9 protein-coding genes are annotated in these 12,012 nt (G+C 71.3%); 5 read left to right on the top strand and 4 right to left on the bottom strand.

What is annotated here, in order from left to right:
• Positions 1-5: 5 nt before the first annotated feature.
• The 3 genes from ACFYYN_RS09185 to ACFYYN_RS09175 are packed head-to-tail and all read right to left on the bottom strand — an operon-like array spanning position 6 to position 3,658.
• A complete protein-coding gene (locus ACFYYN_RS09185; protein ID WP_499511505.1) occupies positions 6-848 on the bottom strand; it encodes a phosphatase PAP2 family protein in 843 nt (280 codons plus the stop codon).
• Positions 849-885: 37 nt separating this feature from the next.
• Complete coding sequence (locus ACFYYN_RS09180; RefSeq protein WP_500322298.1) at positions 886-1,974, bottom strand: LacI family DNA-binding transcriptional regulator; 1,089 nt, start codon at positions 1,972-1,974, stop codon at positions 886-888.
• A gap of 25 nt (positions 1,975-1,999) precedes the next feature.
• Positions 2,000-3,658, bottom strand: coding sequence for a glycoside hydrolase family 13 protein (locus ACFYYN_RS09175; protein WP_500545264.1), 1,659 nt, complete (start codon positions 3,656-3,658; stop codon positions 2,000-2,002).
• A gap of 325 nt (positions 3,659-3,983) precedes the next feature.
• Here ACFYYN_RS09175 and ACFYYN_RS09170 point away from each other — a divergent pair, with 325 nt between their 5' ends.
• The 5 genes from ACFYYN_RS09170 (at position 3,984) to ACFYYN_RS09150 (ending at position 10,164) form a co-directional block, all read left to right on the top strand.
• Positions 3,984-5,258, top strand: coding sequence for an extracellular solute-binding protein (locus tag ACFYYN_RS09170; RefSeq protein ID WP_500322300.1), 1,275 nt, complete (start codon positions 3,984-3,986; stop codon positions 5,256-5,258).
• Positions 5,259-5,395: 137 nt separating this feature from the next.
• Positions 5,396-6,397, top strand: a complete 1,002-nt coding sequence (locus tag ACFYYN_RS09165; protein ID WP_499511501.1) for a carbohydrate ABC transporter permease — start codon at positions 5,396-5,398, stop codon at positions 6,395-6,397.
• 53 nt (positions 6,398-6,450) lie between these two features.
• A complete protein-coding gene (locus ACFYYN_RS09160; protein ID WP_500545263.1) occupies positions 6,451-7,371 on the top strand; it encodes a sugar ABC transporter permease in 921 nt (306 codons plus the stop codon).
• A 92-nt stretch (positions 7,372-7,463) separates the two neighbouring features.
• Entirely contained in the window at positions 7,464-9,095 is a 1,632-nt protein-coding gene (locus ACFYYN_RS09155) for a glycoside hydrolase family 13 protein (RefSeq protein WP_500545262.1), read from the top strand.
• 31 nt (positions 9,096-9,126) lie between these two features.
• Positions 9,127-10,164, top strand: coding sequence for a LacI family DNA-binding transcriptional regulator (locus ACFYYN_RS09150; protein ID WP_500322303.1), 1,038 nt, complete (start codon positions 9,127-9,129; stop codon positions 10,162-10,164).
• A gap of 314 nt (positions 10,165-10,478) precedes the next feature.
• Here ACFYYN_RS09150 and ACFYYN_RS09145 read toward each other — a convergent pair whose 3' ends face one another.
• Positions 10,479-11,936, bottom strand: coding sequence for a hypothetical protein (locus ACFYYN_RS09145; RefSeq protein WP_500545261.1), 1,458 nt, complete (start codon positions 11,934-11,936; stop codon positions 10,479-10,481).
• Positions 11,937-12,012: the final 76 nt, after the last annotated feature.

Raw genomic sequence — 12,012 nt, 5'->3', positions numbered from 1 at the left:
CCCGCCTACGCCGTGGCGACGCGCACCTGGCGCGGCAACCGGTAGGCGAGGCCGCCGTAGACCGCCCAGGAGGCGGCGAAGCCGACGCCGAGGCAGAGGGTGCCGCCGGCGGCGTCGAGCCAGAAGTGGTTGGCGGTGGAGACGATGACGAGCAGCGTGACGACCGGGTAGAGCACGCCCAGCACCCGCACCCAGGTCCGCCGCGCGAGCATGGCGACGGTGATGCCGCACCACAGCGACCAGCCGATGTGCATCGACGGCATGGCCGCGTACTGGTTGGAGACGTGCGCCAGGTCGCCCGACGCCATCGACCCCCAGGTGTGGTGGATCTTCACGGTGTCGATGAAGCCGCCGCCCTCCATCAGCCGGGGCGGCGCCAGGGGGAAGAAGTAGTAGCCGAGCAGCGCGATGCCGGTCGTCACGAAGAGGACCAGCCGGGTCGGCGCGTAGCGCCCGGGGTGCCGGCGGAACAGCCAGACGAGCACGGCGAGGGTGACGATGAAGTGGAGCGTCGCGTAGTAATAGTTCATCGCGACGATGAGCCACGTTACCGAGTTCACGGCATGATTGACCGCGTGTTCGAAGGCGAGCCCGAGGGACCGTTCCAGGCCCCAGACGTGGCCCGCGTTCCGCATGGCGTCGTCCTGCTGCTCGGGCACGGCGTTGCGCACCAGTGAGTAGATCCAGTAGCTGACGGCGATCAGCAGGATCTCGAACCACAGCCGGGGCCGGCGTGGCGCCAGCAGTCTGTTGCCCGTCGTCGCTCCATCGGCGTCACGGGAATCGATGGAGCGCGGTGGTACGGCGTCACTGCGGTGGGCCATGGTCTTCGCGGTCGATTCCCCCATGGGGCGATAGTCTGCCATGCGGTCCGGTGCCGTCCGATCAACCCCCGGTGGGATTGCGTGCATCCCGCGTACGCCTCCCGGTCGACTGCTGTACGGGTACGGCTGCCCCGGCCTTGGGGCCTGATGCCGTCGAACCGCGGACGACCAGTTCGGGCAGGAAGACGAACTCGCTGTGCGGTGCCGGGGTACCGCCGACCTCCTCCAGCAGCGCGCGCACCGCGGCCTGGCCCATGGCCGTGACCGGCTGCCGGATGGTCGTGAGCGGCGGATCGGTGAAGGCGATGAGCGGGGAGTCGTCGAAGCCGACGACGGAGACGTCCCCGGGGACGGACAGCCCCTGCTGCCGGGCGGCGCGGACGGCGCCGAGCGCCATCATGTCGGAGGCGCACACCACGGCCGTGCAGCCGGACTCGATCAGGCCGGAGGCGGCAGCTTGACCACCCTCGAGGGTGAACAGCGAGTGCTGGATGCGCCCGGCCGCCTCGTCGGCGGCTATGCCGAGCACCTCCTCCATGCTGCGCAGGAAGCCCTCTATCTTGCGCTGCACGGGGACGAACCGCTTGGGACCGACGGCGAGGCCGATCCGCTCGTGGCCGAGCGCCGCCAGATGGGTGACGGCCAGACGCATGGCACCGCGGTCGTCGGGCGAGACGAACGGCGCCTTGATCTTGCCGGAGAAGCCGTTGATCAGGACGAACGGCACGCCCTGGCCGTGCAGCCGGTCGTAGCGCTCCACGTCGGCGGTGGAGTCGGCGTGCAGTCCGGAGACGAAGATGATCCCGGCGACACCGCGCTCGACGAGCATCTCGACGAGTTCGTCCTCGGTCGAGCCGCCCGGGGTCTGGGTGGCCAGCACCGGGGTGTACCCCTGCCGGGTCAGGGCCTGCCCGATGACCTGGGCGAAGGCCGGGAAGATCGGGTTCTCCAGCTCCGGGGTGATGAGCCCGACGAGGCCCGCGCTGCGCTGCCGCAGCCGCACCGGCCGTTCGTACCCCAGCAGGTCGAGGGCGGCCAGCACGGATTGACGGGTGGCGGCGGAGACCCCGGGCTTGCCGTTGAGGACACGGCTGACGGTCGCTTCGCTCACCCCCGCCTGGGCTGCGATGTCGGCAAGCCTTGCGGTCACAGGATTGGACTGTACCGGTCGCATCTCAGATCGCCCACCAGATGCACGAATCAGCCGGAAGACGGACGGATCCGCCGGTGAACGCCACGGGCTCGGAGGAGAGCACCGGCCGCCCCGGCACGGGGAGTTGGACCGGGGCCGGATTGGCGTTGACGGTGCACACCAGGCCGGGACGGGAGAAGGCCAGCACCCCCTCGGGAGCGTCCAGCCAGCGCATCGGCCCGTCGCCGAGGCCGGGCAGTTCACGGCGCAGCCGCAGGGCCGAGCGGTACAGCTCCAGGGTGGAGTCGGGGTCGCCGGTCTGCGCCTGGACGCTCAGTCCGCCCCAGCCGGCGGGCTGCGGCAGCCAGCTGCCGGCCGGGCCGAAGCCGTGGCTGGGGCCGTCGGCGGTCCACGGGATGGGTACCCGGCAGCCGTCGCGCAGCCCATCCTGGCCGTTGTCCCGGAAGAAGGAGGGGTCCTGGCGGACCTCGTCCGGCAGGTCGGTGACCTCGGGCAGACCCAGTTCCTCGCCCTGGTAGACGTACACGGAACCGGGCAGCGCGAGCATCAGCAGGGCCGCGGCGCGGGCCCGGCGCAGCCCGGCCGCACCGCCGCCGTAACGGGTGACGTGCCGGACCACGTCGTGGTTGGAGAGCACCCAGGTGGTGGGGGCGCCCACGGAGACGGTGGCGGCGAGGGACTCCTCGATCACCGCCCGCATCGCCCCGGCCTCCCAGGGGCACTGCAGGAAGTGGAAGTTGAAGGCCTGGTGCAGCTCGTCGGGACGGACGTACAGCGCCATGCGCCCGGCGTCGGGCGCCCAGGCCTCGGCGACGCCGATGCGCTCGGACGGCAGTTCCTGCGGCGCGGGGCCGGGGGAGTAGGAGTCGAGCAGCCGGCGCCAGGCGCGGTGGATCTCGTGCACCCCGTCCTGGTCGAAGAAGGGGAGCACCTGGGAGCCGATCATCTTGACCTGCTCCTTGTGGCCGATGTCGGGCAGCCCCGGCGCCTTGACCATGCCGTGGGCGACGTCGATGCGGAAGCCGTCCACGCCCAGGTCCAGCCAGAAGCGGAGGATGGCGTCGAACTCCTCGCGGACCTCGGGGTGCTCCCAGTTGAGGTCGGGCTGCTCGGGCGCGAAGAGGTGGAGGTACCAGTCGCCGTCCGCGACCCGGGTCCACGCGGGGCCGCCGAAGACCGACTCCCAGTCGTTGGGCGGCAGTTCGCCGTGCTCGCCCTTGCCGGGGCGGAAGTGGTAGCGCTCACGGGCCGGCCCCCCGCGCCGGTCCGTGAGCGCCGCCCGGAACCACGCGTGCCGGTCGGAGGTGTGGTTCGGGACGATGTCGACGATCACCCGCAGGCCCAGCTCGTGGGCGGTGCGGAGGAGCGCGTCGGCGTCCGCGAGGGAGCCGAAGAGGGGGTCGACGGTGCGGTAGTCGGCGACGTCGTAGCCGCCGTCCGCCTGGGGCGAGGCGTAGAAGGGGGTCAGCCAGACCGCGTCGGCGCCCAGTTCCGCCAGGTACGGCAGCCGGGCCCGGATGCCGGGCAGGTCGCCCACGCCGTCACCGTCGCCGTCGGCGAAGGAACGTACGTACACCTGGTAGATGACGGCGCTGCGCCACCAGCCGGGTGTGCCCCCCTCGGGGGCGGCCGGGGTCTCGTCGGTCGCGTCGTGGATGACGGGGGCGAGCTCTTGGGTCATGTCGGTCCCTCGGGAGTCGGCGCCGTTCCCTGCCGATGATTCCGATCCACCGCGTGATCGGCAATGCCTTTCAAGAATTTGCGGAAGATCGCGTAACGGCTTCCAGGAGCGCGAGGGTCCCACGTCACGTCTCCCGTCGGCAACTGTGAGGACACGCAGATGTAACGATCGGAAGATCTTGCAAGTCTTTGCAGCAAGGTCTTTCGTCGGGCTTTCATCCCTGTTACGTTCCTCGACAGCCCGGCGGCCGCAAAGGCGCAGTCGGCAGGGGGGACGCGGCGACGCGCCCCGCACCATCACGGGCTTTCATCCTGGAGGAGATCACATGCGGCGTGGCATAGCGGCCACCGCGCTGGTTGCGGCGCTCGGGCTTGCGGCGACGGCTTGCGGCGGCGACGACGGCGGCAGTGACAAGGCCGGCGGTCCGGTCACCATCACCTGGTGGGACACCTCGAACGCGACGAACGAGGCGCCGACCTACAAGGCCCTGATCGCGGACTTCGAGAAGGCGAACCCGAAGATCAAGGTCACCTACGTCAACGTGCCGTTCGACCAGGCCCAGAACAAGTTCCAGACGGCCGCCGGCAGCAAGGGCGCCCCGGACGTCGTCCGCGCCGAGGTCGGCTGGACCGCCTCCTGGGCGAAGTCCCAGTTCCTCGCGCCGCTGGACGGCACCCCGGCGCTGGCCGACCAGGGTGACATCAACCCGTCCCTGCTCAAGCAGGCGCAGTACGAGGGCAAGACCTACGGTGCCCCGATCGTCACCGACACCCTCGCGCTCATGTGGAACAAGGAGCTGCTGAAGAAGGCCGGCTTCGACAAGGCCCCCGCCACCTGGGACGAGCTGAAGGCGGTCGCCAAGGCCGTCAAGGCGAAGGACAAGGTCGACGGCTTCTGGCTCCGCGCCGACTCCTACTACGAGCTGCCCTTCCTCTTCGGCGAGGGCACCGACATGGTCGACGCCGCGGCGAAGAAGATCACGATCAACTCGCCCGAGGCCGTCAAGGCCGTCGACACGAGCAAGTCCGTGCTCGCCGCCCCGGGTGTCCACAAGCTCGACGTGACCGCCGACAGCTACGCCCACATGCAGGACGCGTTCGTCAACGGCAAGGTCGCCATGATCGTCCAGGGCCCCTGGGAGCTGACCAACATCTACAAGGGCGCGGCCTTCTCCGACAAGGCCAACCTGGGCATCTCCTCCGTCCCGGCCGGCTCCACCGGCAAGGCCGGCGCCCCCACCGGCGGCCACAACCTGGCCGTCTACGCCGGCTCGGACAAGGCCCACCAGGAAGCCGCCCAGAAGTTCGTCGGCTGGATGACCTCGGGTGAGACCCAGGCCAAGATCGCGCTGAAGAACGGCACCCTGCCGACCCGCACCTCCGCCTACACCGCCGAGGTCAAGGCCGCTCCCGGCGTCGCCGAGTTCCAGGACATCCTGGCCAACGTCGCCCGCCCGCGTCCGGAGCTGCCGGAGTACAGCTCCCTGTTCGCCGACTTCAACACCGGTCTGACGAACGTCCTGCAGGGCAAGACCGGCACCCAGCAGGGGCTGGACGCGACCGCCGACGCCTACAAGAAGCTCGTCAAGGACTTCCAGTAAGGCAGCCATGAGCCGTCCGGTCCGCCTCCCCCGAGCGGGGGGCGGACCGGGCGGCCCGCCCGCGTCCGCACGCATGCCCCCCGGCTGTGCGGGGCGGCCGTACCACCCTTAGCGAACCTCTCGAAAAGGTGCCGAAGATGACCGTCGCCGTCCAGGGCGGGACCCGGAAGACCAAGCGTGGCGAGGCGCCGCGCCCCGGTCCGCTCAGCCGCATCCGGCAGTCGTACAACCGCAACTGGTATGCCTGGGCCATGGTGGCGCCGGTGGTCGCCGTCATCGGCCTGCTGGTGCTCTACCCCCTGGTCCGCGGCATCTACCTGTCGCTGACCGACGCCAACAGCCAGAACGTCGGCCGGACGATCGGCGTCAACCACATCCCGGACTCCTTCTCCTGGGTGGGCTTGAAGAACTACACGGAGATCCTCTCCGGGGCGGACCACCAGTTCTGGCCGCACTTCACCTGGACCATCGTGTGGACGGCCGTCTGCGTCACCCTGCACTACGGCCTCGGCCTCGGCCTCGCCATGCTGCTGAACCGCAAGATCCGCGGCCGCACCTTCTACCGGCTGGTCCTGATCCTGCCCTGGGCCGTGCCCACCTTCGTCACCGTCTTCTCGTGGCGGCTGATCCTCGCCGACGACGGCGGCATCCTGAACACGGTCCTGCACTCGCTGCACCTGCCGACGCCCGCCTGGCTGAGCGACCCCTTCTGGCAGAAGACCGCGGCGATCATGGTCAACACCTGGGTCGGCGTCCCCTTCATGATGGTCTCGCTCCTCGGCGGCCTGCAGTCGATCCCCTCCGAGCTGTACGAAGCGGCCGAGATGGACGGCGCCACCCCCTGGCAGCGGTTCCGCTTCGTGACGCTCCCGGGCCTGCGCTCGGTGAGCAGCACGGTGATCCTGCTCGGCATCATCTGGACCTTCAACCAGTTCGTCGTCATCTTCCTGCTGTTCGGCGCGAGCGCGGGACAGGACGCCCAGATCCTGGTGACCTGGGCCTACCGGCTCGGCTTCGGACAGGACCCGCGTGACTACGCCGGGTCCGCCGCCTACGGCGTGATCATCCTGTCCATGCTCATCGTCTTCGCCTCCGTGTACCGGCGCTGGCTTGCCCGCTCCGAGAACGCGGCCGCCTGACGGCCGCCCCCGGCCAGGACATCGTCATGACGCAAGAGAGGGCAGCCACCCCCATGAGCACCACCGCAGACCTCCCCGCCACGGGGGCCGACCAGGGCGCGACCGCCGCCCCCGCCCGCGCGGCCGTACGCCGGCGCACCGGCCGCGGCGAGCGCAGCCGGGGCGCGTCCGTGCTGATCCACGGCGTGCTGATCACCGCGAGCCTCATCGCGGCCTTCCCCGTGCTGTGGATCGGCTGGGTCTCCTTCGGCCCCGACAAGACCGACTTCCTGCACCCGGCCGACATCGCCGGCAAGTTCAGCTTCGAGAACTACACCAAGGTCCTCGGCGACACGAACTTCCTGCAGTGGTTCCTGAACTCCATGATCGTCGCCCTCGGCACCTGCGTGCTGGGCGTGTTCATCGCCGCCAGCTCCGGCTACGCGGTCTCCCGGATGCGCTTCCCCGGCCACCGGCAGCTGATGTGGATCTTCCTGGTGACCCAGATGTTCCCGGTCGCCATCCTCATGGTGCCGCTGTACAACATCCTGGCCGACCTGGGTCTGCTGGACACGTACTGGGCGCTCATCCTGGTCTACTGCACCACCGCCGTCCCCTACTGCGCGTGGCTGCTCAAGGGCTACTTCGACACCATCCCGCAGGAGATCGACGAAGCCGGCCGGGTCGACGGCCTCACCCCCTTCGGCACCTTCTACCGGCTGGTCCTGCCGCTGGCCCGTCCGGGCCTGGCGGTGGCGGCCTTCTACACCTTCCTCACGGCGTGGGGAGAGGTCGCCTACGCCTCGGTCTTCATGCTCGGCGACGACAAGTACACCCTCGCCGTCGGGCTGACCACCTTCATCAGCGAGCACGACAACCAGTGGGACCTGATGGCCGCCACGTCCGTGCTCATCGCCGTCCCCGCGTCGGCCTTCTTCTACGTCGTCCAGCGGCACCTGGTCACCGGCCTCACCGCCGGCGCGGCCAAGTCCTGACCGTCGTCCGACCCGGGGCACCCGGCCCACCGGCCGGGTGCCCCGGCCTCGCCCCCTCGCCGCACGAGCAACCACTTTTCCAAGGGATCACCATGACCCAGTACCTGGCGGACTCCACCCGTCACCCCCACTCCTGCGACCAGCCCGTGGCCACCACGGACTGGTGGAGAGACGCGGTCATCTACCAGGTCTACCCCCGCAGCTTCGCCGACGGGAACGGCGACGGCATGGGCGACATCCCCGGCGTCCGCGAGCGACTCCCTTACCTGCGCGACCTCGGCGTCGACGCCGTCTGGCTGAGCCCCTTCTACGCCTCGCCGCAGGCCGACGCCGGTTACGACGTCGCCGACTACCGGGCCATCGACCCGATGTTCGGCACCCTCCACGACGCCGACGGCCTGATCCGCGACGCCCACCGGCTGGGTCTGCGGATCATCGTCGACCTGGTGCCCAACCACTCCTCCGACCAGCACGAGTGGTTCAAGCAGGCGCTGCGCGAGGGCCCCGGCTCCCCGCTGCGGGCGCGCTACCACTTCCGCCCCGGCAAGGGCGAGGACGGCGAACTGCCCCCCAACGACTGGGAGTCCATCTTCGGCGGGCCGGCCTGGACCCGTGCCGCCGACGGCGAGTGGTTCCTGCACCTGTTCGCGCCCGAGCAGCCCGACTTCAACTGGGAGCACCCGGCCGTCCAGGACGAGTTCCGCTCGATCCTGCGCTTCTGGCTCGACATGGGCGTCGACGGCTTCCGCATCGACGTCGCGCACGGCCTGGTCAAGGCCGACGGCCTGCCCGACATCGGCGCCCACGAGCAGCTCAAGCTCCTTGGCAACGATGTCCTGCCCTTCTTCGACCAGGACGGCGTCCACGAGGTCTACCGCTCGTGGCGGCGCATCCTCGACGAGTACGACGGCGAGCGCATCGCCGTCGCCGAGGCCTGGACCCCCACCGTCGAGCGCACCGCCAACTACGTCCGCGCCGACGAACTGCACCAGGCCTTCAACTTCCAGTACCTCGGCACGAAGTGGGACGCCGTCGAGCTGCGCGAGGTCATCGACCGCTCGCTCGACGCCATGCGCCCGGTCGCCGCGCCCACCACCTGGGTCCTGTCCAACCACGACGTGGTCCGCCACGCCACCCGGCTGTCCCCCGACGGGAAGGGCTACGACCTGCGCCGCGCCCGTGCCGCCTCCCTGCTGATGCTGGCCCTGCCCGGCTCCGCGTACGTCTACCAGGGCGAGGAACTGGGCCTGCCCGAGGTCACCGACCTGCCCGACGAGGCCCGTCAGGACCCGGCGTTCTTCCGCGCCGCCGGCCAGGACGGTTTCCGCGACGGTTGCCGGGTGCCGATCCCGTGGACCGCCGAGGGCCCCAGCCACGGCTTCGGCAGCGGTGGCAGCTGGCTGCCGCAGCCCGCGGAGTGGGCGGGGCTCAGCGTCGCCGTACAGACCGGCGACCCGGACTCCACCCTGGAGCTGTACCGCTCCGCCCTGCGGCTGCGCCGCGAGCGGGACGGCCTCGGCGCGGGCGAGTCGGTCCAGTGGCAGGACGCCCCGCAGGGCGTGCTGTCCTTCCGCCGGCCCGGCTTCGCGTGCACCGTCAACACCACCGGCGCTCCGGTGACGCTGCCCGCGCCGGGCCAGGTGCTGCTGGCCAGTTCCCCCGTGGAGGTCACGGCGGACGGGGTCGTCCTCCCGGCCGACACGACCGTCTGGTGGGCCGTTTGACGTGCGGCGCGGTCGCATAGGGTCGGGGACTGTGAACACCACCGCTCGACTTGCCGACATCGCGGCCCAGGCGGGGGTCAGCGAGGCCACCGCCAGCCGCGTGCTGAACGGGAAGGCGGGGGTCGCCCCCGCCACCCGGCAGAAGGTGCTGGCCGCACTGGACGTGCTCGGCTACGAGCGTCCGGTGCGGCTGCGCCAGCGCAGCGCCGGCCAGATCGGGCTGATCACCCCCGAGCTCAACAACCCGATCTTCCCCGCCTTCGCCCAGGTCATCGAGCAGAACCTGACCGGCTACGGCTACACCGCGGTGCTGTGCACCCAGCACCCCGGCGGCTCCACCGAGGACGAACTGGTGGAGGCGCTCGTGGAGCGCGGGGTGCGCGGCATCGTCTTCCTGTCCGGGCTGCACGCGGACGTCACCGCCGACCCCGAGCGCTACGCCCGCCTGCTCGGCCAGGGCGTGCCCTACGTGCTGGTCAACGGCTTCAACCCGGCGATCGCGGGGCCGTACATCTCGCCGGACGAGCGCGCCTCGGCGCGCATCGCCGTCCAGCACCTGGTGGAGCTCGGCCACCAGCGGATCGGCCTGGCCGTCGGGCCCAACCGCTTCGTGCCGGTGCACCGCAAGGTCGAGGGCTTCGTCGAGTCGCTGGGCAGCCTGCTCGGGCTCGGCGAGGAGCAGGCCGCGGAGTACGTCCAGCACACCCTCTTCTCCGTGGAGGGCGGCCACGCGGCCGCCGGGGCGCTGCTGGACAAGGGCTGCACGGGCATCGTCTGCGGCAGCGACCTGATGGCGCTCGGCGCGGTGCGCGCGGTGCGGGAGCGGGGGCTGACCGTCCCCGGGGACGTGTCGGTCGTCGGCTACGACGACTCGCCGCTGATCGCCTTCACCGACCCGCCGCTGACCACGGTCCGCCAGCCGGTCGAGGCGATGGGCGCGGCCGCGGTGAACGCGCTGCTGGAGGAGATCGGCGGCAACCCGGTGCAGCGCGCGGAGTTCGTCTTCCAGACGGAGCTGGTCGTCCGCGGCTCCACGGGCCAGGTGCCCGGCGCCGGCCGGCGTTCCTGATCGTCCCTCATCGTCTCTGATCGTCCCCGGCCGTTCCTGATGCGCGGCGGGTGTCGAGGCGGGCCCTGGACCTGCCCCGGGCGGGGCGCAGCGGGGTGGCTTCGTCGGTCCTGGGCCCGCCTCCGTCTCGGGGGCGACCGGTCCAGCCGGCCGGGCGCGTGGGACCCGCCGTCAGGGGCGGACCCCCGGCCGGCCGAACCGGGCTGAAGAGGAACGTAACAGCCGCTCCGGCCAGGGCGGAAGGCCCCTGCAGAAACTTTCTGCAAGATTCTGCAGGGACCTTTCGGAAGGGCGGGACCGCAGGTGGGAGGGGGTCAGGGTGCGATGCCCACGCCGTCCAGACGGCTCCACGCGCGCTCCTGGGCGGCGGACAGCGCCGGCCAGTGCCGTGCCCCCGGGCGGGGGTACACGCGGGAGGCGTAGGGGCGCGGGACGTATCCCGGTTCGAAGAAGCACCCCGTGCCGTAGGTGGCGTCGAACGCCGGGCAGGAGGCCGCCACCGAGGCCGGCGTGGGCTTGCGGCCGGTCCGCGCCCAGGTCGCCAGTGACCGCATCGCGGCGGCGTACTCGGCGTCGCTCAGCTCGCTGTGCTCGCTCTCCCGCGTGAAGTTCTGCACCAGCAGCCGCCCGCGGTGGGCGCCCTCCAGGGAGGCCCGGTAGGCCGCCTCGTGCTCGACGAAGGCGGTCGGGTCGTCGATGGCGTGGACGGTGAGCACGGGGATCGACACGGCGCCGGTGACGTCGCTGTCGTAGGACAGGTCCCGGCGGGCCGTGGGGTCGGCGGTGAAGCGCTCCACGCCCGCGTTGAGCGCCGCGTCGTCGTGAGAGCCGGTGTAGCGGACGGTGCCGTTGCCGAACGGGTTCCGGCCGCCGAGCCGGTTGTGCACGATGTCGCGGAAGGTGAAGGTCGCGAACCGCAGGTGCGATTCCAGCGTCCGCTCCGGGATCCCGGTCACCGCCAGGATGTCGTCGAGGTTGCGCTGCTGCAGGGCGGTGCGCTCCTGCGGGGGCGAGGCGTAGCCGGTGCACTCCTGCAGGCGCGAGCGCAGTCCGGTGGTGGTCATCGTCGAGTCGGCGCGCAGCCCCATCCACAGCGGGTACGGGGGCTCGGTGGGCCTGGGGTGGTTGCGGCAGTAGTACTGGTAGACCACGCGCAGGTCCACCCGGTAGTCGTAGCCGCGTGAACCGCCGCCCAGGACGCCGCTGGTCAGCAGGGCGCCGTCGTAGGGCGCATGCCGGCCGGTGCCGTAGACCTCGGCGACCTTGGCCGCCACGTCGCCGCCCCAGGACTGGCCGTGGACGAAGGTCAGGCGCGGCGTGCCGAAGCGCTCCACGAACAGCCGCCGCACGTTCTCGGTGTCCTTCGCCGCCATCCGCGTGCCGTAGCCGCCGCGGCGGTAGGACGAACCCGCCCAGGCGTAGCCCTCCTTCACCATGACCGACCAGCGCGCCAGGTCCCCGGTGCTGCGCTCGGGGTCGGAGGTGTCGCCGAGGTCGGGGCCGCCGTGGGCGTGGACGACCAGCGAGCCGTTCCAGTCGTGCGGGACCGCCATGGCGTAGAAGGCGCCGTTCGCGTCCTGGCCCCGGTAGCAGGTGGCTTCCGCCGCCAGCTCCGCCGGGCAGTCGGCGGGGGCGGGCCCGTCGGCCGCGGACGCCGGTACGGGCCCGGCCAGGGCGGTGGCGAGGAGGGCGGCGACGCCCGCGATCGTCACGGAGATGCGGTGTCGTGCGGATCCGGACCGGGGGCGGTGGGGGGAGTGCCCGGTGACCATCGTCTCGTCCTTCCGTCGTCGTCCGGCGCTTCGTTGCGCGGGCCCCGATGCTTGGGGACGGAGGCGGTGGGGGTCC

This window comes from Streptomyces sp. NPDC001902, from assembly GCF_042891295.1.
Taxonomy (GTDB): domain Bacteria; phylum Actinomycetota; class Actinomycetes; order Streptomycetales; family Streptomycetaceae; genus Actinacidiphila.
This window is presented reverse-complemented; position numbering and strand designations above follow the sequence as displayed.